The following is a 23,827-nucleotide window of genomic DNA, read 5'->3' as shown; positions in this document are numbered from 1 at the left end:
TGACGGGGTCCGGTGCCGCGCCGGAGGGGTGCCGACGTGGCTAGCTCGTGGACCGAGGTCGTGCTCCCGGCCCGCTGGCGGCCGAGCCGGCCGAAGCGAGGCACGATCGTCGACGTCGCGATCACCTGCGTCTCCCTCTTCGCCGTCTGGCTCTGCCTGCTGCTCGGCTGGCAGTGGGCCTACGACGCGGAGTACGTCTCCAACCTCGTGCTCCCGTCGCCGAGCGCGACGTGGGATGCGTTCAAGGAGGGCGTGTTCGGCTCGGGCACGTACTGGTCCCACATCTGGGTGACGACCTGGGCCACGCTGCTCGCGGTCGGCATCGGCGTCGCCATCGGCATCGCGGGTGGCGCCCTGTTCGCCTTCGTCCCGATCGCTCGCCGGGCGCTCTACCCCTTCGTCCTGGTCGGCATGGCGTTCCCCAAGATCGCCGTGGCGCCGCTGTTCGTGCTGTGGTTCGGCTACGGGCTGTCGTCCAAGGTCGCCGTGGGCGCCTCGATCGCGTTCTTCCCGGTGCTGGCCAACGCCGCGACCGGGCTGCGCGAGATCAACAAGGACGAGACCGAGCTGTTCCGGGCCTACCGCGCGACCATGTGGCAGGAGCTCCGGTTCCTCCGGGTGCCGCGGGCCGTCTCCTACATCCTGCCGTCGCTCGACGTCGCGATCGTCGGCGCCCTTCTCGGAGTGATCGCGGGCGAGTTCGTCGCCTCGACCGAGGGACTCGGGTTCCTGGTGCTGCAGTACTCGAAGTTCGGTGACGCACCGAACGTCTTCGCCGTGCTCTTCTGCATGGCCATCGTCGGCCTCGCCCTCAAGGGGCTGGCCGTCGTGCTCTCCACCCTCGGGCCCAAGAACGTGACGCCGCGATGAGGTCGCGCGTCGTTCCGACAAGAAAGAGGAGTCTCATGATCAAGAAGCTCTGCGCCGTGGGCACGGTGCTCGCGGCCGCCCTCGCGGTCACCACCGGCTGCTCGGACGACTCGTCGACGTCCTCGGCGTCCGGCGACGAGGTGACCCGGCTCGTGCAGGTCAACGCCGACCCGTCGCTGGCGGCGACGGTGGCGTTCCACACCTCGGTCCCCGAGGAGATGGGCTACTTCGCCGACGAGGGCCTCGAGGTGGAGGTCCAGGGCATCGACGGTGCCGAGACCGCCGCGGCGATGGTGCAGTCCGGACAGGCCGACGTCGTCCAGGCCGGCGGGCCCGCGATGGTCCAGTTCGCGGCCGACAAGCCCGACGGCCTGGTCGCGGTCTACCTCAACAAGTCGCACTCCTTCCGCGTCGTCGTCCCCGAGGACTCCGACATCCGGACCGCGGCGGACCTGAAGGGCAAGACGATCGGGTCCGTCGCCCTCGCCGGCTCGCTCTACCAGTACGGCCGCGCGGTCGTCGAGCAGGGCGACCTCGACCCGGACGCGGACGTCAAGTGGCTGCCGGTCGGCTACGGCACCCAGGCGGCGGCCGCCTTCCAGGACGGCAAGATCGACGCGTACGCCGGGGCCGACGTGTTCAACGCCGTCATCGGCAGCCTGATCGGCTCGTCCATGCGCGTCATCGAGGTGCCCTCCGACACCCTGCCGGCCTTCGGCGCCTGGCTGTTCCGGCGCGAGATGGTCGAGGAGCAGCCCGAGGTCGTCGCGGGGTTCATCCGCGCCACCCTGCGCGGCATGATCTTCACCGACGCCAACCCGGCCCGGGCCGTGGACATCCACTGGAAGGCCTACCCGAGCAGCAAGCCGACGGACGCCGACAAGGACGGCGTCGCGGAGTTCTGGCAGGACGTCGTCCAGGAGCGACTGGAGCTCACCTACCTCGGCACCGGCGAGGACGGCCTCTACGGGACGGCGAGCGACGAGCAGCTGACCACCACCTTCGAGTTCCAGGTGGGCGCCGAGATGCTGCCCGAGATGCCCGACCTCGACGTCCTGGTGGACCTGGGTCTCGCCGAGGACTACAACGACTTCGACGCCGACGAGGTCCGCGCAGAGGCAGAGGCCTCGTGACGTGAGTGCCGTGCGCCCCACCGCGCCCGCCCGGGCCAGCATCAGTGTCCGCGGGGTCACGAAGCGGTTCGAGATCCCTCGCGAGCCCTCGTTCCTCGCGCTCCAGGAGGCGAACCTCGAGGTGTCGCCGGGAGAGTTCCTGGCGCTGGTTGGCCCGAGCGGCTGCGGCAAGTCGACGCTGCTGCGGCTGATGTCGGGTCTGATCCCGCCCTCCGAGGGGGAGATCTGGGTGGGTGATACCCGGGTCGAGGGTCCCCAGGCCGACTTCAGCACCGTCTTCCAGTCACCCCGGCTGCTGCCGTGGAAGACGGTCGAGGAGAACGTCGCCCTGCCGCTGCGGCTGGGGCGCAGACGGGCCACGCCGGCCAAACGCGAGGTGCGGGACCGGGTCGCGGAGCTGCTCGACCTGGTCCAGCTCTCGGCGTTCGCTCGGCGCTACCCGGGCGAGCTCTCGGGCGGCATGCAGCAGCGCGTCTCGATCGCCCGGTCGTTGGTGACGTCGGCGTCGATCCTGCTCATGGACGAGCCGTTCGGCGCCCTCGACGCCTTCACCCGGGAGTACCTCAACGAGGAGCTCCTGAGCATCTGGAAGGCGACCGGCCGCACGATCGTCTTCGTCACCCACGACATGGACGAGGCCGTGTTCCTGGCCGACCGCGTCGCGGTGATGGGTGCGCAGCCGGGCCGCATCATCGACGTCATCGACATCGACCTGCCTCGTGAGCGCGACGGCGGGATCCGCACCGAGGCGGCGTTCTTCGACTCGGTCCGCCGGGTCCGGAAGGCGATGGGCTCGACCGGTCGGCGAGCCGACCCCGAGCCGGCCCCGGCAGCGGAGTCGACCGAGGGGGTCCACGCATGAGCACCGAGCCGAGCATGGTGGTGTCGGCGCCTCGGGTGCTGACCGACGGCCTGCTGTTCCCCGAAGGTCCGGTCTGCCTGCCGGGCGGCGATCTCGTCGTGTGCGAGCTCGCCGGCCGGCGGGTCACGCGGATCTCGCCGGCCGGCGAGCGGACGGTCGTGGCCGACTTCCCGGGTGCGCCCAACGGCCTGGTCCTCGACCGGGGCGGCGCCCTGCTCGTCTGCGACAACGGCGGGCGCTGGGTGGCCGAGGAGCACGTCGGGCTGGACGAGGGGCCGGGCGACCAGCCCGGCCTGCTGTGGCGGCTGGACCTCGGGGGCGAGCTGACCCCGCTGCTCGAGGAGATCGACGGCCTGCCGCTCACCTCGCCGAACGACCTCTGCTTCGGGCCGGACGGCTCGCTGTGGTTCTCCGACCCGGTCTGGCCCGGCCCCGACGGCGCCGTGCCACCCGGCCGGGTCGGCTACCGCGGTGCCGACGGGGCGGCCGCCTGGGTGCACGACGGGCTCCGCTACCCCAACGGCCTCGGCGTCACTCCCGACGGCTCCGCGCTCATCGTCGCGGAGTCCTACACGTCGTGGCTGCACCGCTTCCCGATCCTCGGAGGCGGCAGGCTGGGCGAGCCGGAGCGGTTCGCCCACCTGGGCGCGGGCACCCTGCCCGACGGGCTCTGCTTCGACGCCGAGGGCCGGGTGATCGTCGCCGGGGCGGGCACCGGCTCGGTGGTGGTGTTCTCGCCCGAGGGCGCCGAGCTCGGCCGGATCCCCTTCGGCAACGACGTCACCAACGTGTGCTTCGGCGGCCCGGACCGGCGCACGCTCTACGTCACCGAGGCGGGCCTCGGCCGGGTGAGCGCGCTGACCTGGGAGGTCGCCGGCCACCCGGTGCCGTACCAGCCGGGCTTCGCCGCGGCCGGCTCGTCGACAGCCGGCTCGTAGACAGAGGAGGAGCACCATGTCACGCCGTACCGTCCCCGCACTGCTCCGCGACGCGGAGCGGCGATTCGGCTCGGGCGTCGCCGTCGTCGACGGCGGAGCCGAGCTCACCTGGCGGGAGCTCGCGTCGGCGGCCCGCCGGGTCGGCAGCGGCCTGCGCGCTCGCGGCGTCGCCCGCGGCGACCGGGTGGCGGTCTGGGCGCCCAACTCCCTGCACTGGGTGGTGGCCGCGCTCGGGGTGCACGAGATCGGCGCGGTACTCGTGCCGCTCAACACCAGGTACACCGGGCCGGAGGCCCGCGACATCCTCCGGCGGGCCCGGGTGCGGCTGCTGCTGACCGTCGACGGGTTCCTCGGGCTCGACTTCGTCGGCTCGCTCGTCGCCGGCCTCGCCCACGACGACGACGCGGATCCCGCCGTCGGCGACGTGGTCGCGGGGCTGCCCGACCTGCGCGACGTCGTGCTGTTCCCCGGCGATCGGGGCGCGGCCGAGGGGCGCGAGGTCGCGACGCTCGACTGGGACCGATTCCTCGATGGCGCTTCCGACGCGAGCCCGGACGCCGGCCCCGTCGACGAGCACGACCTCGCCGACGTCGTCTTCACCTCCGGCACCACCGGCCGCTCGAAGGGGGTGATGACCCGGCAGCGACAGACCGTCGAGTGCGTCCAGGCCTGGGTCGAGTGCGCGGGACTGCGCGACGACGACCGCTACCTGATCGCGAGCCCCTTCTCCCACACCTTCGGCTACAAGGCCGGGCTGGTGGCCTGCGTCGCGACCGGGGCGACGATGTACCCGGTCGCGACCTTCGACGTCGATCACGTGCTGCGGCTGCTGCACGCCGAGGGCATCACGGTGGTCCCGGGGCCGCCGACGATCCTGCAGAGCCTGCTCGACGCGTCGAGCGGATCGGGCTTCGGCGGCAGCCGGTGGCGCATCGCCGTGACCGGGTCGGCGGCCGTGCCGGTGCGCCTCGTCGAGAGGCTGCGCGAGGCCGGGGTCGAGAACGTGCTGACGGCGTACGGCCTCTCCGAGGCCGTGGTCGTCACCATGTGCCGCCCGGACGACCCCGCCGAGGTCGTCGCGACGACGGCGGGCCGGCCGGTCGCGGGCTTCGAGGTCCGGGTGCGGGCCGGGGACGGCGGGCTGCAGGCGACCGGGCTGCCCGGCGAGATCGAGCTCCGCGGCCCCAACCTGATGGTGGGCTACCTGGACGACCCGGCGGCCACCGGCGAGGTGGTGGACTGCGACGGCTGGTTCCGCACCGGCGACGTCGGCACGATCGACGACGACGGGTACGTCTCCATCACCGACCGGATCAAGAACATGTACACGGTCGGCGGCTTCAACGTGTATCCCGCCGAGGTCGAGAACGCCCTCGCACGGCTCGAGGGCATCCGCGAGTCCGCGGTCGTCGGCGTCCCGGACGAGCGGCTCGGCAGCGTCGGACGCGCGTACGTCGTCCGTCCGCCAGGCGCCGATCGGCCCGACGCCGACGATGTGCTCGGCCACTGCCGGGCCCGGCTCGCGAACTTCAAGGTGCCCCGGGAGATCCGCTTCCTCGACCGGCTGCCCAGGAACGCCGCCGGCAAGGTCGTCGTCGACGACCTGCGCCGGCTCTGACGGAAGGTGACGCAGTGTCCCGCATCCCGCCCCTCGACACCGACGTGCTCGAGGCCGCCCACCCCGAGCTGCTGGCGACCATGCGCGCCGTCTACGGCGCGGAGCCGTCCACGTTCGGCATCCTGGCCCGGATGCCGAACGTGCTCGACGCCGTCGGCCGGCTCAGCATCGCCGTCATGAACGAGGGCCGGGTGGGCCCCGGCCTGAAGTGGATGGTGGCGCACATCGCGAGCATGTCGGCCGGCTGCCGCTACTGCTCGGCCCACACCGGCTTCCACGCCGCGGACACCGCGGATGTGGACCCGGAGAAGATCGCCGCCGTGTGGGAGTTCGCCACCGACCCCAGGTTCTCCGAGGCGGAGCGGGCCGCGCTGGCGATGGCCCTCGGCGCCGGTCAGACGCCGAACGCCACCACCGACGAGGACTTCGTGGAGCTGCGCCGGCACTTCGACGACTCCGAGATCGCGGAGCTGGTCGCGGTGGTGGCGCTGTTCGGGTTCTTCAACCGCTGGAACGACACGGTCGCCTCCGACCTCGAGCAGGCGCCGCGTGCCTTCGCCGAGAGCCACGTGCGGATCTTCCAGCCCGGGGACGCACCCTAGCTAGGCACGGCATCAGCCGCGGCCGTGCCAGCTGTCCCACAGCGCGGCGTAGGAGCCGCCGGCGGCGACCAGCTCGTCGTGCGACCCGAGCTCGGAGATCCGGCCGTCCTCCACGACCGCGACCCGGTCGGCGTCGTGGGCGGAGAAGAGCCGGTGCGCGATCGCGATCACGGTGCGTCCCTCGAGCACCGCGGCGAGCGAGCGCTCGAGATGGCGGGCCGCGCGCGGGTCGATGAGCGAGGTGGCCTCGTCGAGCACCAGCGTGTGCGGGTCGGCCAGCACCAGCCGGGCCAGCGCGATCTGCTGGGCCTGGGGCGCGGTCACGGCGCGGCCGCCGGAGCCGACCTCGGTGTCGAGGCCCTCGGGCAGCGCCTCGACCCAGTCGAGCGCGTCGACGGCCGCGAGGGCCGCGCGCACGTCGGCGTCGGAGGATCCGGGGCGGGCCAGCACGAGGTTCTCGCGCACGGTGCCGACGAAGACGTGGTGCTCCTGGGTCACCAGCGCGACGTGGCCGCGCAGGTCGTCGAGCGGCAGCTCGACCAGCCCCACGCGGCCGACCGTGACCGAGCCGGTGCGCGGCGGGTGGATGCCCGCGAGCAGCCGGCCGAGCGTCGACTTGCCGGCGCCCGACGGCCCGACCATCGCGATCCGCTCGCCGACGCCGACGTCGAGGTCCACGCCGTGCAGCACGTCGCGCCCCTCGACGTACGAGAAGCGCACGTCGTCTGCGGCGAGGTGCTCGCCCTCGGGCTCGCGACCACTGACCTCACGGTCGTCGGGCACCTGGGCGACGCCGAGCAGCCGGGCCAGCGAGGCCGCGCCGAGCTGGAGCTCGTCGAGGATCGACACGATCCGGTCGACCGGGTCGATCAGCATCTGCACGTACAGCGTCGCGGTCGTCACCGCGCCCAGCGTCACCTGGTCCTGGGTGTAGAGGTAGCCGCCGAAGAGCAGGGTCAGCACGGTGGGGATCAGGTAGGCGATCTCCATGTTCGGGAAGAACACCGTGCGCAGGAAGAGCGTGTAGCGCTCCGCCCGGTACGACGCCGCGATGTCGTCGTCGACCGCCTCGATGCGGCGCCGGCCCAGGCCGAGCGCCTCGACCGTGCGGGCGCCCTCGACCGTCTCGGTGAGCGTTGCGTTGATCTGCGAGTACGTCGCGCTCTCGCGCAGGTAGCCGTCCTTGGCCCGCTTGAGGTACCAGCGCAGCCCGATCACCAGCGGCGGCACGCCCAGCAGGCAGGGGATCGCCACCCACCAGCCGACGCTGAGCGCCGCGACGAAGGTGACGACCGCCGTGACGACCGCGATCGTCCACTCCGGCAGCGCCATCCGCACCGACCAGCCGAGCTGGTCGACGTCGCGGCTGGTGCGCGTCAGCAGGTCGCCCGAGCCGGCGTCCTCGACGACGCCGACCGGCAGCGCGAGCGTGTTGTCGACGAAGTCCTCGCGCAGCTCGGCCAGCACCTGCTCGCCGAGCACCTGGCTCAGGTAGCGGGCGAACCGGGTGAGCACGGTCTGCACGACGAGGAAGACCGCGAGCAGCGCGACGATCCGGTCGACGTGGTCGGTGGTGGTGCCGCTCTCGACGGCCTGCACGAGGTCGCCGAGCAGCCGCGGCGCGGCCAGGCCGGCGAGCGCGGCCGCGACGTGGAGCGCGAGTGCGCCGTACAGCATCCGCGGGTGCCGGCGGGCCAGCGAGCCGACGTACGAGCGCACCGCGCGGCCGTCGGCGACGGGCAGGTGCGTCCTCATCGGGACCCTCCCGACTTCTGGAGCTCGCCGGTCTCGGTCTCGAGGTCGGGGTCGCTCTCGCGGGCCACGACGCGGCGGTACGCCGGGCTCGTGTCGAGCAGGTCGGCATGGGTGCCGGTCGCGACCACCCGGCCGCCGACGAGGAACGCGACGACGTCGGCGGCGGCGAGCATCAGCGGGCTCGACGAGGTGACCACGGTGGTGCGTCCGGTGCGGTGGTCGCGCAGTCGCGCGGCGATGCGGGCCTCGGTGTGCGCGTCGACGGCCGAGGTCGGCTCGACGAGCACCAGGATCTCGGGGTCGATCGCCAGCGCTCGGGCGAGCACCAGGCGCTGCCGCTGGCCACCGGAGAAGCTGCGGCCGCGCTCGGCGACGATCGTGTCCAGCCCCTCCGCGAGCGCCTCGAGGATGTCGCCGGCCGACGCGGTCCGGAGCGCGCGCCGCACGTCGCCGTGGCCGGTGAGGTCGAGCCCGTCGCCGAGCCGGCCGGAGAAGAGCATCGCGCCGGTGTCGGAGACCACGATCCGCTTGCGCACCTCCGCCGGGTCGAGCGCGGTGAGCGGGGTGCCGCCGAACCGCACGTCGTCGTCGACGGGGGAGGCGGCCATGCCGAGCCGGTCGGCGAGCACCGCGGAGTCGTCGGGCTGTTCGCTGACGATCGCCGTCAGCCGGCCGGTGTGCACGACGAGCCCGGTACGGGTGTCGACGAGGTCGGAGCCGACGGCCGGAGAGGGCGCCGGGTGGGCCGGGACGGTGACCTCGGGCTCGAGCGCGAGCACCCGGCAGATGCGGGCGGCCGCGACCCGGCCGCGGATCACCTTGTTGGCGTACTCCGTGGCGGTGCGCAGCGGGATCATCAGGAACGCCGAGTAGCCGTAGAAGGCGACCAGCTCGCCCGGCGTGATCGTGCCCTGCACGGCGTACCGGGCGCCGAGCCAGACCACGACCACGACGAAGAGCCCGGGCAGGAACACCTGGAGCGCGTCGAGCACCGACTGGAACTGCGCTACCCGGACGCCGGCGGCGCGGGTGGTCTGCGACTCGCGGCGGTAGCGGGCCGAGAACACCTGCTCGCCGCCGATGCCGCGCAGCACGCGCAGGCCGCCGACGATGTCGCTGGCGGTGTTGGAGAGCCGGCCCATCAGGTGCCGCTGGTGGGCGCTGCGGCGCTGGAGGGGGCTGAGCAGCGGGGCGACGCCGAGCATCAGCAGCGGCACCCCGATGAGCACCACGAGCCCGAGCGTCACCGACGTCTGGAGCAGGATCACCGCCACCACGACGAACGACACGACGGCGCCGGCGAACCGTGCCGCGACGTCCATCACCTGGCCGATGTGGGAGAGGTCGTTGGTGCCGATCGCCACGACCTCGCCGGTCGAGACGCGGCGGGGCAGGGTGCCGCCGAGTCGCACCGACTGCCGGGTGACCAGCTGGACGACGCGGTACGCCGCGGTCAGCCAGTTGGTGACCGCGAACCGGTGCCGCATGATGCCCGCCCCGGCCTGCACCAGGCCGATGCAGAAGAGCACGGCCGCCCACTCGGCGAGCCGCGAGGTGTCCTTCGCGGCGACCCCTTCGTCGATGGCGCGGCCGATCACCGCCGGCATCACGGCCTGCGCGCTCATCCAGACGATGCCGAAGAGCATGCCGATCGCGAGCGTGTGCCACTGCTTGCGCGCCACCCACCAGAGGAACCCTCCCGGCGAGCCGTGGGCGGCGGTGCCGGGGTGGTCGAGGGGAAGCTTGCGCACTCGCCAACGCTACGGAGCGGACCCCGTGGTCAGCGAATTGTTTTCGCGGTGACGGTGGTCACCCGTCAGCCGTCCTCCATCGTGGTCAACGTGCCGCAGGATTGCCGGGCGTAGTCGATCGCGTTCTTGGCGCCGGCGAGGCTCATCCGCAGTGTGATCTGGCCGGGCTCGCCCCCGAGGTGGAGGCCGATCTTGAACGCCGTGGCGCCGCCCGACTCGGCGAACGCGTGGGCGTCGCAGCGGGTGGGCTTCACCGGCAGCTCGATGCGCTGCGTGGGATCGGTGCCGTGGACGGTGACCGCGGGGCGCCACACGTCGCTGCCGACGGGCGACAGCACCGGCGTGCCGGAGACGGTGTCGAGGGTGAGGGCGGGCCCGGGTTGGCCGGTCGGCGCCACGACGAGCGTGAGCGTGCCGGGGTCGCCGACCCCGCCGGCGCTCGGCACGTCCTCGGCCCAGGACAGCCGGGCCACCCGGGCGATCGCGAGCTCGAGGCAGCGGGACCCGGCGTACCGGCCGGCGACGTCGGTGGAGTCCGCGACCCGGAGCGTCCGGGTCGTCCCGCCGTACGTGACCGTCACGGTGCCGGCGCCCGTCGGGTGGTCGCAGGCGGGTCGTCGGGGGAGGTAGACCGGGAAGCCGCGCTCGGACTGGGACGGGATCGGGCGCAGGCGGGTGCCGCGCAGGGTGGTGCGGTAGCGCGGGTCGGCGTAGGTGATCCGCGCCGGCCGGATCTGCGCCGCGGTGTCGTTGTCGATCCAGACCTCCATCCGGCCCGCGGCCGCGTCGCGCGACGACTGCCGCATGTCGGCGCGCAGCCGACCGCTCGGTGGCGGCTCGGGCGGCACCGGCAGCGGCGTCAGGGTCCGGATCGAGCGGGACGGCGACGGTGTGGCCGTGTCCGGCTGCGCGTCGTCGCCGGAGCAGCCGCCCAGCAGGAGCACCGCGGCCAGGGCCGCGGCGGCGCTACGCCGCACGGTGGTCCAGCCGCGCGGGCAGTACGAGGAGCAGCAGCACGAGCACGGCGGCGATCCCAGCGGCTGCGACCCCCGCCCAGGTCCGGTCGACGACGACGTCCCAGATCAGCAGCACCATCCCCGCCACGAGCAGGGAGATGCAGCCGATCACGCCGTACACGAGCCGGTGCGCGGACTCCACCACGCGCGCCTTGACGTGCCGGCCGGACAGCCGGCGGTGGATCGCGACCGGCGCCATCACCAGCGCGGTGCACAGCGCCGCGAGGATCACCAGCGCCAGGTAGAGGGCGGTCTGGAAGTCGTCGAGCTTCTGGAAGGTGTCCTGGAAGGGCAGGGTCAGCAGGAAGCCGGCCGTCAGCTGCGCGCCGGTCTGCATCACGCGCAGCTCTTGGAGCAGGTCGTTGAACTTGCGGTCGAGCCGCTCGTCCTCCGTCTCGTCGCGCCCCGACCGGCGGCGCTCGTCGTTCATGGTGCCAGTGTGACCCAGACTCAGCCGGCGAGATACGGGATCACCTCGGCCCTCGGCAGCTCGGCCGCCAGCGAGCCGGGGATCAGCAGCTTCGAACGGCGTACGCCGGAGCCGATCACCGCGACCTCGACGTCGAGCACCCGTGTGTCGACGAGCAGCCGCCAGCCGTCCGGGAGACCGATCGGCGTGATCCCGCCGTACTCCATCCCCGACTCCTCGACTGCCCGGTCCATCGACAGGAACGACGCCTTGCGCACGTCGAGCTCCTTGCGCACCCGGCTGTTGACGTCGGCCCGGGTGTCGGAGCGGACCAGGCACGCGGCGATCCGCTCGTCGCCGGCCCGGCTGCCGCCGACCACGACGCAGTTGGCACCGGTGTCCATGCCGATCTCGTACGCCGCCGCCATCGCGGCCGTGTCCGCCACTGCCGGGTCGATCTCCACCACGCCGACCCGCCCCGCGTGCGCCCACCCCCGCAACGCCGCCGCCACCGGTGCGGCGAGCAGATCCGGGCGGTCCAGGGCAGGAACGGTCTCGATGCGGCCGAGCTTCGGTGTCGTCATGAGGACATCCTGCTGGAGAGCGGTCACCGACACGGTGGTTGAGGAAGGCGCGCTGGCGCCTGTCTCGAAACCACCTGTCCGGGACGTGAGTGTCGGCGTCCTCCCGGGGGCGCCAGTGTGGGTGCGCGTCCTGCACCGTCAAGGGTCCGCTTCGCCGCTTCGCGCCCTTGGCGGCTCCTCCCGCGCACCCGTTCGGCGCCTATCGGGAGGACGCCGACCTGTGGTCGGGACGCGCGTTGGGTGAGTGGGTTTCGAGACGGTTGCTAGCGCAACCTCCTCAACCACCGTCGTCGGGGGCACGGTGGTTGAGGAAGGCGCCCACGGTGGTTGAGGAAGGTGCGCTAGCGCCTGTCTCGAAACCACCCCAAGCCCGGCCAGCCCGGCCACCCAACCGGAAACTGGTTCGCCCAACCCCTTGTGTGATCGAACAGTCGTTCGATACCATGAGGTATGGCGCTGCTCTCGGACACCCACCTCGACCCCACGGTCGACGGCGCGTCCGCGATGCCCGACGTGTCCGCGATGTCCGACGTGTCGGGGATGAGCGAGGCGGAGCTGGTGGACGCGATCCGCGCCCTCGAAGACACCAAGGCGAGGGCGTGTGCCGTCCAGGCGCGGTTGACCCGGGTGCTGGATGCCCGCGTGAGGGCCCGGCATGCCGACCAGGGGGTGCCGGCCGCGCGGCGGGGGCGGGACGTGCCCGGTCTGGTGGCCTACGCCCGCCGGGAGTCCCCCGCGCGCGGGTCGCGGTTGTTGGGGTTCGCGCACGCCCTGACCGAGCTCCCCTCGACGGAGGCCGCGCTGGCGGCCGGGGTGGTGTCGGAGTGGCGGGCGATCCTGATCGCCCGCGAGACCGCCTGCCTGGCCCCCGGGCACCGGGCCCGGGTGGACGCCGAGCTGTGCGCCCCCGACAACCAGGGCGCCTATCGGTTCGAGGGGTGGGGCGACCGACGACTCGTCGCGCAGACCCGGGCGCTGGTCGCCGGTCTGGATCCGGCCGCGGTGGTGGACCGCCGCGCGAAGGCGGAGGCCGACCGGCACGTGAGCCTGCGGCCCGCGCCGGACACGATGGCCCGGCTCTCGGTACTGCTCCCGGCCGCCCAGGGCGTCGCGGCCTACGCCACCCTGACCCGGGCCGCCGACTCCGCTCGTGCCCAGGGCGACCCGCGGTCACGGGGTCAGGTGATGACCGACACCCTCGTCACCCTGATCACCGGACAGGCCACGGCGGAGGGGGTCCCGGTCACGGTCAACCTGACCGTCTCCGACCACACCCTCCTCGCCGGCGGACACCAGCCCGCCTGGCTGACCGGCTACGGCCCGATCCTCGCCGACCACGCCCGCGACCTCGCCGCCACCGCCCTCGCCCAGGCACAGACGGCACAGATGGCGCAGATGGCGCTGCGGCGGCTCTACGTGGCCCCCGAGACCGGCACCCTCGTCGCCATGGAATCGAAGGCCCGGGCGTTCCCGAAGGCCCTCGGCCTGTTCCTCGACCTGCGCGACCAGACGTGTCGCACCCCCTGGTGCAACGCCCCGGTCCGTCACCACGACCACATCACCGACCACGCCGACGGCGGCCCCACCTCCGCCATCAACGGACAAGGCCTCTGCGAACAGTGCAACCACACCAAACAAGCCCCCGGCTGGCGCGCCACCCCCATCACCGGCCCACCCGCAAACACCGACACCCAGCACACCGTCGAGACCACCCTGCCCACCGGCCACGTCATCCGATCAACAGCACCCCGCGCACCCACCCCCAGCCGCGTCGCACCCCGGATCCAACGCGAACTCCACTACCCCGACTTCGTCATCGAATACGCCGCCGCCTGACCCGGGCCGACCCGACCGACCCGGCAGACCGCATCGTCCTCTCCAGCGGTGACCACGACGGTCGACCCGAGCAGACCGCAAGCCGCCCAGCAGCCGCAACCACCCCCCCGTAACCCCCACCCACGGCGACCACACAAACCCGGTAAGCGCGTCACCGGCCGCAACGACAAGCCGACCGCACCGCTGCGCGCCGGTTCCATCGCAGACCGTGCGATGCGGTCCGCTACGCCTCGCTGCCCAAGGTCCATGTCGCGCGCTCTCGTGGCCGGTGCAGTTCCTGGTAGATGCGCTGCCCCTCGACGTACCGCCTCGTGAGCTCAGCATCTGGCCGGAGCACCACAGCGTCGCGCCGGCTCTTCCGAGCCATGGCGACTGAGGTGGACACCTCAAGGAAGATCGAAGAGTCCCGCCAGCGGACGAGCTCCTAGCGGAGCAGGAAGAGACCTTCGACGATGGTGATCGTGCTCGGGGCAGCGGGTTCGACGGGCGGATTGACGCGGACCTCGCGAGACCGGTCGGCGCATGCCGTCGCCGCCGTCGATCGCGACGAGCACCCTCTCCTGGCGGTGGCCATTGGCGATCGCCGAGGCGATGTCGTCGACGGTGGGCACCGGGCGATGGTGCCAGGAGCCCACAGTCCTTCACCCGCGGTTCACGTCGAACCCGCCGCGTGGTCACCGGCCCCGGCTCTGCTGGAGCCATGCGAGAGCCGATCGTCATCGCGCACCGTGGGGCGTCCGGCTACCGTCCCGAGCACACTCTCGCGTCGTACCGCCTCGCGATCGCGCTGGGGGCCGACTACGTCGAGCCAGACCTGGTCTCGACCAGGGACGGCGTGCTGGTCGCCCGGCACGAGGCGGAGATCGGGCGGACGACCAACGTGGCGCGGCGCGGTGAGTTCGCGGACCGGCTGACGACCAAGGAGGTCGACGGCCGCGAGATGACGGGGTGGTTCGTCGAGGACTTCACCCTCGCCGAGCTGAAGACCCTGCGCGCGGTGGAGCGGCTGCCCGAGCTGCGACCGCACAACACGAGGTGGGACGGGCGCTACGACGTGCCGACGTTCGACGAGATCCTCGGCCTGGTGGCCGCGGAGTCGGAGCGGCTCGGCCGCCCGATCGGTGTCTACCCCGAGACCAAGCACCCGGCGTACTTCGCCGAGCTCGGCCTCGGGCTGGAGGAGCCGCTCCTCGACGCGTTGGCGCTGCACGGGTACGGCGGACCGGACGCGCCGGTGTTCATCCAGTCCTTCGAGCCCGCCGGTCTCCAGTGGCTCCGGTCACGCACCGGGCTGCCGCTGGTGCAGCTGGTCGGGGTCACCGGTCGCCATGGTCGGCCGAGCGATCTGGTGACCTCAACCGGCCTGCGGCGGGTCGCCGGCTGGGCGGACGCGGTGGGCGTCGACAAGGACCTGGTGCTGCCGCGACATCCGGGCCTCGGCACCATCGGGGAGCCGTCGCCGCTCGTCGCCGACGCGCATGCGGCCGGACTGCTCGTCCACGTGTGGACGATGCGCGACGAGAACGCCTTCCTGCCCACCGGCTACCGACGTGGCGAGAGCCCGTCCGACCCCGGGGACTCCATCGAGGAGACGCAGGCGTTCCTCGACGCCGGGGTGGACGGGCTCTTCACGGACCATCCGGACACGACCCTGGAGGCCAGGCGGCTTCAGGCCTCCGGCATCAGGACCCAGGCGGCGATGTAGGCGACCGCGACGGCGCCGACGCTGAAGATCGCGGCGACCACGGTGAGCAGCCGGACCAGGGTCGGGTCCAGGCCGAGGTAGTCGGCCACGCCGGAGCAGACGCCCGCGATCATGCGGTCGTCGCGGCGGCGGGTCAGGCGGCGGCTGGTGTCGATGTTCATCGGTTCTCCTCGGGGGACTCGGGACTGTCAGTGGGCTCGGGGCTCTCGGCGGGCTCCGCGGCGATGACCGCGGTGTCGGCGGCCTCGGCGGCCTCGTCGTACGCGCCGGGTACGTCGGACTCGTAGGTCTCGGCGACCGGTGCCGCGGGGGGTGTCTCGACCCAGCCGACCTGCTTGGTCGACCACTTGTGCCGCGACGACACGCTCAGGGCGAGCAGCCCGGCGAGGCCGGCCAGCACCCACGGGATGGGGAGCAGCCAGCGGATGTCGTCGTTGTCGACGCCGTCGGCCTGGATCACCGCCCAGATGCCGACCAGGCCGAGGAACGCGATCCCCATGACCAGGTGGCCGACGTTCACCGGGTGCCGGCCCGACGGCCGCTCGGTGTGGGTGGGCATGCTCGTGGTGCTCATCGGTGGCTCACCTCGATCTCCCCGACGCCGAGCTGGGCGTCGATCATGATCTCGGGACCGGTGCTCGGCCCCTCGAAGCTGGTGGACTGGACGTCGATCCCGCCCTGCTCGTGGTCGAACAGGTCGATGTGGCCGGGCCCGTTGACGTCCGCCTGGACGGTGGCGGCGAGGCGGGCGGGCAGGATCACCTCGATGCGGCCCACGCCGCCCTCGATCTCGATCCGTCGGCCGTCGAGACCGGCCAGGTCGACGACCTGCCGCAGGTCGAGCACCTGCTCGCCGGCGCCCAGCCAGTAGCGGTCCTGCACCGCGGACGCGCTGGTCGGCGTCACGCGGACCTGCTCCGCGTCCCACCGGTCGGCGGCGGTGGCCCCGACCAGGCCGACGGTCGCGAGCAGGCCGAGCAGGATGATCCCGCCCGCGCGGCCGAAGAACGCGCCGACCACCAGCATCACGCCGCAGATGGCCACGGCGAGCGCCGGGTACGCCGCGTCGGCGACCTGGCCGCCGGCGAGGTCCACGATGCCGAGGACGCCCTCGGCAAGCACGATCAGCGCGAGCGTGAACCAGAACAGGATGGGTCCGCGCTTGCGCGGGTTCGGCGGCCGGGGCGCGACCGGTGCGACCGGCGGCAGGTACGGCGGCGGTGCCGCGGGTGTGTACGCCGGGCCCGCGGCCGGTGCGACCGGTGCGGAGTAGGGGTTGGTCTGGGTGGTCGCCCCGGTCGGGGCGTACGGCGCGGCGTACTGGGGCCCGGGCTGCGGACCGTACGGCGCGGCGTACGGCGGCTGCGGTGCCGGGCCCGCCTGGCGCGGCGGGTTGTTGCGGGTCAGCAGCCACAGCGCGACCAGCGCCACGACCGCCAACGGCCACGGGAACCAGAAGGCGCCCCAGCTGTCGCCGATCAGGGCCAGGGCCGCGATCGCGCCGACGATGATCAGCGCGACCGAGCGGGTCCGCTCGTCCAGGTTGAACGGCGCGCGGTCGGACCCCTCCTCGGGGACCAGCAGCCAGCAGGCGCCGTACAGGATCAGCCCGGCGCCGCCGAAGAACACCAGCACCACGAACGCGACCCGCAGGATGAGGGGGTCGATGTCGAGGTGCCGGCCGAGGCCGCCGGCGACGCCCGCGACCTTGCGGTCGGTGATCGAACGGCGCAGCCGGCCCAGGTCGCGCATCTCCTCACGGGAGACGCGCGGTCCGGTGTCCTGGCCGGGGCCGTGCGGCGGAGGAGGTGCTTCGGGCGGTGTGCTGGTCATGGCACCAGCCTGCGTCACGCCGGACCCGGACACCATCGGGGACGCCCCTGATCCTGGGTGGGGCGGCGGCCCGGTCGCTCAGGGTCGGGTCGGGGTTCGCCCTCATGGTCCGGGCCCGGTCGCTGTGTGACGATTGACCCCGAGATGAGCAGCACACACGGCACCGCGGTCGACGGCGGCGCACCGCCCGCCCCGCGGGAGACCCGCCGCGCGACCCGCGACGCGCAGGAGCCGATCCTCGGCGGCGTCGCGTCCGGCCTGGCCAAGCACCTCGGCGTTCCGGTGCTCTGGGTGCGGGTGGCGTTCGTGGTGACCGCGGCGCTCGGCGGCTTCGGCATGTTCCTGTACGCCGGGCTGTGGTGGATGCTGCCGTCCGACCAGCACTTCGAGTCCGCCGCCCCCGGCATCGAGAGCGCCACCCGCGGTGGCCGCCGCCCCGGCCGGATCCGCCGGCTCGGCGACGTCGGCCCGGTGATCGTGCTGGCCGCGCTCGGGCTCGGCGCGATCCTGCTCGTCGAGGCCGTGGTCGGGCGTGGTGCGGTGTTCTGGCCGCTGCTGATCGGCATCGTCGGCGTCGCGCTGCTCTGGCGACAGGCCGACGAGGCCCAGCGGGAGCGCTGGCTCGACAGCACCGGCCGGATCGCGCCGGTGCGGGTCGTGTTCGGTGCCGGCGGCTGGGCGTCGTACGCCCGCGTGGCCGCCGGCCTCGCCCTGATCGTGGTCGCGCTCGTCCTCTACTCCGCGCACGGCGGCTCGCTCTCGATGGCGCGCGACATCACGGTCGCGGCCCTGCTCACCGTCGTCGGCCTCGCGATCGTGATCGGCCCGTGGGTCTACCGGCTCGCCTCCGACCTCTCCGACGAGCGCGCCGAGCGGGTGCGCACCCAGGAGCGCGCCGACGTCGCCGCCCACCTGCACGACTCCGTGCTCCAGACGCTCGCGCTGATCCAGAAGAGCGCCGACGACCCGACGACGGTCGCCCGCCTGGCCCGGGCCCAGGAGCGGGACCTCCGGTCGTGGCTCTACGCCGGCGAGTCGACCGACGAGCGCACGGTCGCCAGCGCCCTGCGCGGCGCCGCCGCGCGCGTCGAGGACGAGTACGGCGTGTCGGTCGAGGTCGTCACGGTCGGCGACTGCGACTTCGACGAGCTGCTCCGCCCGATCGTCAACGCGACCGGCGAGGCCGTCACCAACGCCGCGAAGCACGCCGGCACGGGCAAGATCGACGTGTACGCCGAGATCACCGACGCCGCGATCGATGTCTTCGTCCGCGACCGTGGCCGGGGCTTCGACCCGGAGACGATCGGCACCGACCGCTACGGCGTACGCCACAGCATCGTCGACCGCATGCAGCGCCACGGCGGATCCTCCGAGATCCGCTCGGCACCGGGGGAGGGGACCGAGGTCCGCCTGCACCTGCCCCGCCCCACCCGACAGGAGGAGAACCACCATGGCTGAGGGGACGAGCCTCGTGAGCGTGGTCATCGTCGATGACCACGCGATGTTCCGGCGCGGGGTGCGCGCCGAGCTGGAGAGCGCCGGCCGGGGCCGGGTGTCGATCCTCGCCGAGGCGGCCGACGTGGACGAGGCGGTCGCGGCCGTCAGCGAGCACCGCCCGGACGTCGTGCTGCTCGACGTGCACCTGCCCGGTGGCGGCGGGGTCGAGGTGATGCGGCGGGTCACCGCGTCCGGTGCCGTTCCCGAGACCCGCTACCTGGCGCTGTCGGTCAGCGACGCTGCCGAGGACGTCATCGGCACGATCCGGGGCGGCGCCCGCGGCTACGTCACCAAGACCATCACCGGGCCCGAGCTGGTCCAGGCGATCGGCCGGGTGGCCGAGGGCGACGCGGTCTTCTCGCCGCGGCTGGCCGGGTTCGTGCTCGACGCCTTCTCCGGCTCGATCGACGTGGCCGCCGTCGACGAGGACCTCGACCGGCTCACCGAGCGGGAGCGCGAGGTGATGCGGCTGATCGCCCGCGGCTACGCCTACAAGGAGGTCGCGAAGGAGCTGTTCATCTCCATCAAGACCGTCGAGACCCACATGTCGAGCGTGCTGCGCAAGCTGCAGCTGTCCTCGCGCCACGAGCTCACCCGGTGGGCGTCGGACCGCCGGCTGCTCTGACCGGTCCGGACCCCGGCCCCGCCGCCGGAGTCGACGGCCTAGGCTTCGGGCATGGAGTTCCTCCGGCACCTGCTGCTCGTCGTCCATCTGCTCGGCTTCGCCGCGCTCTTCGGAGGCCTCCTGATCCAGGCCCGCCAGCCGGAGAAGCGGGTCAACAGCCTGATGCGCGACGGTGCCGGCACGGCGTTCGTCGCGGGCCTGCTGCTGGTCGGCGTGCTCGAGGCGGACGGGTCGCCCAACCACGCGAAGATCGCGGTCAAGGCGATCATCGGCCTGGTGATCCTGGCGCTGGTGATGGCGAACCTGCGCAAGGAGCGCATCGCCAACGGCCTGTGGGCGCTGCTCCTGCTGCTCACCGTCGCCAACGTGTGCGTCGCGGTCTTCTGGAGCCCCGTCCACACCTGATCCCGGGTCTGTCTCAGGTCGTCCCACCGACGGCCGATATGCCTCGTCGACCGGCTGGTACGACGGAAGGCAGGCAGCCCCGGTGGACGAGATCGACGAGATCGTCCAGGAGTTCCTCGTGGAGAGCCACGAGAACCTGGATCAGCTCGACCGCGACCTGGTCGCGCTCGAGCGCGAGCCCGGCTCGCGGGACCTGCTCGGCAGCATCTTCCGCACGATCCACACGATCAAGGGCACGAGCGGCTTCCTCGCCTTCGGCAAGCTGGAGTCGGTGACGCACGTCGGTGAGAACCTGCTCGCCCGGCTCCGCGACGGCAAGATGTCGATGACGCCGCAGACCACCGACGTGCTCCTGGCGATGGTGGACACGGTGCGCGACCTGCTGTCCGCGATCGAGGAGCACGGCGGGGAGGGCGATGCCGAGGTCGGCGCGGTGGTCGAGCGGATCAGCGCGCTGCTGGAGGGCAGGGAGCCCGCCGTCGAGGTCGTCCCCGAGTCCCTGGTCGAGTCCCTGGTCGAGGACGCTGTCGAGCGGGCCGACAAGAGCGCGGCGGAGAGCGCGGCCGAAGCCGTCGAGGCGCCCGACGCCCCCGCCGCGGAGACCCCCGTCGTGGACGCGGTCGCCGACCACCCCGACGACCACCCCGACGACCACCACGGCCGGCGCAGCGTCGCCGACTCCTCGATCCGCGTCGACGTCGACCTGCTCGACACGCTGATGCAGCTGGTCGGCGAGCTGGTGCTGACCCGCAACCAGATCGTGCGGCAGGCCGGCGACCAGCAGGACGTCGAGCTGACCCGCTCGGCCCAGCGCCTCAACCTGATCGCCTCGGAGCTGCAGGAGGGGGTCATGAAGACCCGCATGCAGCCGATCGACAACCTCTGGGCCAAGCTGCCCCGCGTGGTCCGCGACCTGGGCGCCCACTGCGGCAAGCGGGTCGCGCTCTCGATGGTCGGCAAGGAGACCGAGCTCGACCGCTCGCTCCTCGAGGCCGTCAAGGACCCGCTGACGCATCTGGTCCGCAACGCCGTCGACCACGGCCTGGAGACCCCCGAGGACCGGATGGCCGCGGGCAAGCCGGCCGAGGGCGTCCTCACGCTCCGCGCGTTCCACGAGGGCGGCCAGGTGGTCGTCGAGGTGAGCGACGACGGCGCCGGCATCGACGCGGACAAGGTCGGGGCCAAGGCGGTCGAGCGCGGTCTGCGGACCGCGAACCAGCTCGCGCAGATGACGCCGACCGACGTCCTCCAGCTGATCTTCCTCCCCGGGTTCTCCACCGCCGCCGCGGTCACCAACGTCTCCGGCCGCGGGGTCGGCATGGACGTGGTGAAGACCAACATCGAGGCCATCGGCGGCACGATCGAGATCGAGTCCGTCGTCGGCCGCGGCACCACCTGCCGACTGCGGATCCCGCTCACGCTCGCGATCGTCCCGGCCCTCACCGTGGAGTGCGCCGGCGACCGGTACGCCATCCCGCAGCTGAGCCTGCTCGAGCTGGTGGCGCTGGACGCCGACCGCGCCGCGAACGCCGTGGAGGACGTCAACGGCGCCTCGGTCTACCGCCTCCGCGGCAGCCTGCTGCCGCTGGTCCGGCTCGCCGACGTCCTCGGCGTCGAGTCCGACCGCTCCGACGGGCACGTGCTGATCGCGGTCCTCCAGGCCGAGGGCAAGCGCTTCGGTCTGGTGATCGACCGGGTGCTCTCCACCGAGGAGATCGTGGTCAAGCCGCTCGGCACGCAGCTGAAGGCGATCGGCACCTACTCCGGTGCGACGATCCTCGGCGACGGCCGGGTCGCGCTGATCCTCGACGTCCAGGCCCTCGCGCGCCGCGTGCTCAACATGGACGCCCTCGACCAGGAGGATCGCACCGGCGACGACGCCCGCGGCACCGCCGGCCGGACGCTGCGGCTGCTGGTCGCCGGCCTCGGCGAGGGTCGCAAGGTCGCGATCCCGCTCTCGTCGGTCACCCGCCTCGAGAACTTCGACCGGACGGCGCTCGAGCGGGTCGGCAACCGCGAGGTCGTCCAGTACCGCGGCGGCATCCTGCCCGTCGTCCGCCTCAACGACTACTACGGCGTGGCGAGCGCCCGCGACAGCGAGGAGCTCGTCGTGGTCATCTACACGGTGGGTGACCGCAGCGTCGCGCTGGTCGTCGACGAGATCGTCGACATCGTCGACGAGGTCACCGAGTTCCACGACGACGTGACCGACCACGGCGTGCTCGGCTCGACCCTGGTCCGCGACCGGATCGTCGAGGTCCTCGACGTACGCGCCGCGATCATGTCGGCCGATCCCAGCTTCTACGCCGACCACGAGATGCCCGAGCTCCAGGAGGCGATGTGAGCGCCCGACTTGTCACCTTCACCCTGGACGGGCACCTGTACGGCGTCGACGTCACCGCGGTGCAGGAGGTGCTGCGCGGACAGCCGCAGACGCGGATCCCGCTCGCCCCGGACGCCGTCTCGGGGCTGATCAACCTGCGTGGCCAGGTGATGAGCGCGGTCGAGCTGCGGGTCCGGCTCGGCCTGCCCGACCGCCGCGAGGACCAGGAGCCGATGCTCGTGGTCGTCCGGGTCGCCGGCGAGACGATCGCGCTGCTCGTGGACACGATCGGCGCGGTGATGGACGTCGACGACGAGCAGTTCGAGCCGCCGCCGGACACGCTCGCCGGCCCGGGCCGGGAGTTCCTCGTCGGTGCCTACAAGCTCGAGGACCAGTTGCTCCTCTCGCTCGACGTCGACCGCGCGGCCGCGGCCTGACCACCCTCCATTCATCCCTTCACCCACCTCTTCGCGCCTCCACGCGCAGTCCGAACCCCGAGGAATAGCCATGTCTCTCACCTTCACCTGGACCGTCGGTCGTCGCCTGGCCGGCATCGCCGCCCTGGGCGCCATCTCCGTCGCGGCGGTCGGCGCGATCGCGGTGAACGGACTCCACACGCTTCAGGCGGGGTCCGACGAGCTCGCCGAGTTCGAGCAGGCCCGCACCCTGCTGCACACCCTCGACACCCGGTCGAGCGAGCTGAAGGTGACCGGGCTCCAGGCGGCCGTCTACTCCGACAACCGGCAGCTGAGCCAGGACCTGACCGAGGACATCGCGACGATCGACGACCTGCTCGCCCGGCTCGACGCCACCGGTGCCGGTGTGACCGGACCCGCGTTCGAGTCCGCGTGGACCGACTACGTGGACTCGATCTCGGAGTACGTCGACCTCGCGATCGCCGACCAGCCCGCCGCGCTCGACCAGGTCGAGTCCGTGCAGGAGGCCAACGGCACGATGGACGACCTGCTCGGCACCGCGATCGAGCAGGTCGAGGAGGGCGCCGCCGAGCGCAGCGACGCGATCGTCTCGCACCGGGCGAGCACCCTGCGCCTCATCGTGCTCAGCGCGATCGTGGCGGTGGCGGTCCTGGTGACCCTCGCCTGGCTCATCGCCCGGTCGGTGACCCGGCCGCTGCACCGTGGCATCGCCGTCCTCGGTGCGTTCGCGGGCGGCGACCTCTCCCAGCGGGTGGAGGAGAAGTCCGCGGCCGAGCTCGGCGAGCTCGAGCGGGCGCTGAACCAGTCGATCGAGTCGGTGGCCGGCATCGTCACCGCCGTCCAGGGCTCGGCGGACGCCGTCGCCGCGGCGTCGGAGGAGTTGTCGGCGGCGTCGCAGCAGATCGCGGCTGGTGCGGAGGAGACGTCGGTGCAGGCGGGGGTGGTCTCGGGTGCGGCGGATGAGGTGTCGCGGAACGTGCAGACGGTGGCGGCGGGTGCTGAGCAGATGGGTGCTTCGATCCGGGAGATCGCGACGTCGGCCAATGATGCGGCGCGGGTGGCTTCGCAGGCGGTGGGGATCGTGGAGTCGACGAACGACTCGGTGGCCAAGCTCGGTGTGTCGAGTCAGGAGATCGGCAATGTGGTGAAGGTGATCACCTCGATCGCGGAGCAGACGAATCTGTTGGCGTTGAACGCGACGATCGAGGCGGCTCGGGCCGGGGAGGCCGGCAAGGGCTTTGCGGTGGTGGCCAATGAGGTCAAGGAGTTGGCGCAGGAGACGGCGCGGGCGACCGAGGACATTGCTCGTCGGGTGGATGCGATCCAGGGTGACACCACGGGTGCGGTCGAGGCGATGGGTCAGATCTCGGAGATCATCACCTCGATCAACGACTACCAGCTCACGATCGCCTCGGCGGTGGAGGAGCAGACCGCGACCACCAACGAGATGAGCCGCAACGTCGCCGAGGCCTCCACCGGCTCCGCCGAGATCGCCACCAACATCGGCGGTGTCGCGACCGCGTCCACGACCACCACCCAGGCGGTGAACCAGACCTTGGCCGCGATCGGCGAGCTGGCCGCGATGGCCGCGAGCCTGCGCACCGAGATCTCGCGTTTCAGCAGCTGAC

General features: G+C 72.6%; 22 protein-coding genes. 14 read left to right on the top strand and 8 right to left on the bottom strand.

Annotated features, from left to right (window positions below; all coding sequences use genetic code 11):
* The first annotated feature begins 36 nt into the window (after nt 1–36).
* The 6 genes from FHU40_RS28055 to FHU40_RS07300 are packed head-to-tail and all read left to right on the top strand — an operon-like array spanning nt 37 to nt 6,023.
* The gene (locus FHU40_RS28055; RefSeq protein WP_183591567.1) at nt 37–870 is read left to right on the top strand and encodes an ABC transporter permease; all 834 of its coding nucleotides are present in this window, start codon (nt 37–39) and stop codon (nt 868–870) included.
* 35 nt (nt 871–905) lie between these two features.
* Entirely contained in the window at nt 906–2,003 is a 1,098-nt protein-coding gene (locus FHU40_RS07320) for an ABC transporter substrate-binding protein (RefSeq protein ID WP_183591566.1), read from the top strand.
* Nucleotide 2,004: 1 nt separating this feature from the next.
* A complete protein-coding gene (locus FHU40_RS07315) occupies nt 2,005–2,865 on the top strand; it encodes an ATP-binding cassette domain-containing protein (protein WP_183591565.1) in 861 nt (286 codons plus the stop codon).
* On the top strand, nt 2,862–3,803 hold the full coding sequence (locus FHU40_RS07310) for an SMP-30/gluconolactonase/LRE family protein (protein ID WP_183591564.1): 942 nt from the start codon (nt 2,862–2,864) through the stop codon (nt 3,801–3,803). Before FHU40_RS07315 ends, FHU40_RS07310 begins: the two co-directional genes overlap by 4 nt.
* Nucleotides 3,804–3,819: 16 nt before the next feature.
* Nucleotides 3,820–5,421, top strand: a complete 1,602-nt coding sequence (locus FHU40_RS07305; protein WP_183591563.1) for an AMP-binding protein — start codon at nt 3,820–3,822, stop codon at nt 5,419–5,421.
* 14 nt (nt 5,422–5,435) lie between these two features.
* Nucleotides 5,436–6,023, top strand: coding sequence for a carboxymuconolactone decarboxylase family protein (locus FHU40_RS07300; RefSeq protein WP_183591562.1), 588 nt, complete (start codon nt 5,436–5,438; stop codon nt 6,021–6,023).
* A 12-nt stretch (nt 6,024–6,035) separates the two neighbouring features.
* On the opposite strand, the gene FHU40_RS07295 is transcribed toward FHU40_RS07300, so the two are convergent.
* From FHU40_RS07295 to FHU40_RS07275, 5 genes are all read right to left on the bottom strand, one after another.
* Entirely contained in the window at nt 6,036–7,778 is a 1,743-nt protein-coding gene (locus tag FHU40_RS07295) for an ABC transporter ATP-binding protein (protein ID WP_183591561.1), read from the bottom strand.
* Nucleotides 7,775–9,529: an ABC transporter transmembrane domain-containing protein gene (locus FHU40_RS07290; protein WP_183591560.1), complete on the bottom strand. Its 1,755-nt coding sequence runs from the start codon at nt 9,527–9,529 to the stop codon at nt 7,775–7,777. The genes FHU40_RS07295 and FHU40_RS07290 overlap by 4 nt, the downstream gene beginning before the upstream one ends.
* Nucleotides 9,530–9,594: 65 nt before the next feature.
* Nucleotides 9,595–10,506: a hypothetical protein gene (locus FHU40_RS07285; RefSeq protein ID WP_183591559.1), complete on the bottom strand. Its 912-nt coding sequence runs from the start codon at nt 10,504–10,506 to the stop codon at nt 9,595–9,597.
* Entirely contained in the window at nt 10,496–10,975 is a 480-nt protein-coding gene (locus FHU40_RS07280) for a DUF6328 family protein (RefSeq protein ID WP_183591558.1), read from the bottom strand. The genes FHU40_RS07285 and FHU40_RS07280 overlap by 11 nt, the downstream gene beginning before the upstream one ends.
* 20 nt (nt 10,976–10,995) lie before the next feature.
* Complete coding sequence (locus FHU40_RS07275; RefSeq protein ID WP_183591557.1) at nt 10,996–11,538, bottom strand: YbaK/EbsC family protein; 543 nt, start codon at nt 11,536–11,538, stop codon at nt 10,996–10,998.
* Between the two features lie 450 nt (nt 11,539–11,988).
* Here FHU40_RS07275 and FHU40_RS07270 point away from each other — a divergent pair, with 450 nt between their 5' ends.
* Nucleotides 11,989–13,374 carry an HNH endonuclease signature motif containing protein gene (locus FHU40_RS07270; RefSeq protein WP_221199523.1) on the top strand — a complete coding sequence of 462 codons (1,386 nt, stop codon included), beginning with the start codon at nt 11,989–11,991 and terminating at the stop codon, nt 13,372–13,374.
* 700 nt (nt 13,375–14,074) lie between these two features.
* Nucleotides 14,075–15,079 (top strand): glycerophosphodiester phosphodiesterase, encoded by a 1,005-nt coding sequence (locus FHU40_RS07265; protein WP_183591556.1) that lies wholly within the window; start codon nt 14,075–14,077, stop codon nt 15,077–15,079.
* On the opposite strand, the gene FHU40_RS07260 is transcribed toward FHU40_RS07265, so the two are convergent.
* Genes FHU40_RS07260 through FHU40_RS07250 form a run of 3 tightly spaced genes read right to left on the bottom strand, consistent with a single transcriptional unit; the run spans nt 15,043 to nt 16,912 of the window.
* Nucleotides 15,043–15,240 carry a PspC domain-containing protein gene (locus FHU40_RS07260; protein ID WP_183591555.1) on the bottom strand — a complete coding sequence of 66 codons (198 nt, stop codon included), beginning with the start codon at nt 15,238–15,240 and terminating at the stop codon, nt 15,043–15,045. The two genes, FHU40_RS07265 and FHU40_RS07260, sit on opposite strands and share 37 nt — an antisense overlap.
* A complete protein-coding gene (locus FHU40_RS07255) occupies nt 15,237–15,653 on the bottom strand; it encodes a hypothetical protein (RefSeq protein WP_183591554.1) in 417 nt (138 codons plus the stop codon). The genes FHU40_RS07260 and FHU40_RS07255 overlap by 4 nt, the downstream gene beginning before the upstream one ends.
* A complete protein-coding gene (locus FHU40_RS07250) occupies nt 15,650–16,912 on the bottom strand; it encodes a PspC domain-containing protein (RefSeq protein WP_183591553.1) in 1,263 nt (420 codons plus the stop codon). The genes FHU40_RS07255 and FHU40_RS07250 overlap by 4 nt, the downstream gene beginning before the upstream one ends.
* Nucleotides 16,913–17,056: 144 nt before the next feature.
* Here FHU40_RS07250 and FHU40_RS07245 point away from each other — a divergent pair, with 144 nt between their 5' ends.
* The 6 genes from FHU40_RS07245 to FHU40_RS07220 all read left to right on the top strand — a co-directional run bounded on the left by FHU40_RS07245 (nt 17,057) and on the right by FHU40_RS07220 (nt 23,826).
* Entirely contained in the window at nt 17,057–18,370 is a 1,314-nt protein-coding gene (locus FHU40_RS07245) for an ATP-binding protein (protein WP_183591552.1), read from the top strand.
* Nucleotides 18,363–19,034 carry a response regulator gene (locus FHU40_RS07240; protein ID WP_183591551.1) on the top strand — a complete coding sequence of 224 codons (672 nt, stop codon included), beginning with the start codon at nt 18,363–18,365 and terminating at the stop codon, nt 19,032–19,034. Before FHU40_RS07245 ends, FHU40_RS07240 begins: the two co-directional genes overlap by 8 nt.
* Nucleotides 19,035–19,085: 51 nt before the next feature.
* Nucleotides 19,086–19,439 carry a hypothetical protein gene (locus FHU40_RS07235; protein ID WP_183591550.1) on the top strand — a complete coding sequence of 118 codons (354 nt, stop codon included), beginning with the start codon at nt 19,086–19,088 and terminating at the stop codon, nt 19,437–19,439.
* An 82-nt stretch (nt 19,440–19,521) separates the two neighbouring features.
* A complete protein-coding gene (locus FHU40_RS07230; protein ID WP_183591549.1) occupies nt 19,522–21,783 on the top strand; it encodes a chemotaxis protein CheW in 2,262 nt (753 codons plus the stop codon).
* Nucleotides 21,780–22,199 carry a chemotaxis protein CheW gene (locus FHU40_RS07225; protein WP_183591548.1) on the top strand — a complete coding sequence of 140 codons (420 nt, stop codon included), beginning with the start codon at nt 21,780–21,782 and terminating at the stop codon, nt 22,197–22,199. The genes FHU40_RS07230 and FHU40_RS07225 overlap by 4 nt, the downstream gene beginning before the upstream one ends.
* 70 nt (nt 22,200–22,269) lie before the next feature.
* Nucleotides 22,270–23,826, top strand: a complete 1,557-nt coding sequence (locus tag FHU40_RS07220) for a methyl-accepting chemotaxis protein (RefSeq protein ID WP_183591547.1) — start codon at nt 22,270–22,272, stop codon at nt 23,824–23,826.
* The last annotated feature ends 1 nt before the right edge of the window (nt 23,827 follow it).

The sequence above is a fragment of the Nocardioides soli genome, assembly GCF_014191495.1.
GTDB classification, from domain to species: Bacteria; Actinomycetota; Actinomycetes; order Propionibacteriales; family Nocardioidaceae; genus Nocardioides; species Nocardioides soli.
The sequence above is the reverse complement of the archived record's forward strand: the minus strand, read 5'-3'. Positions and strand labels throughout refer to the sequence as shown.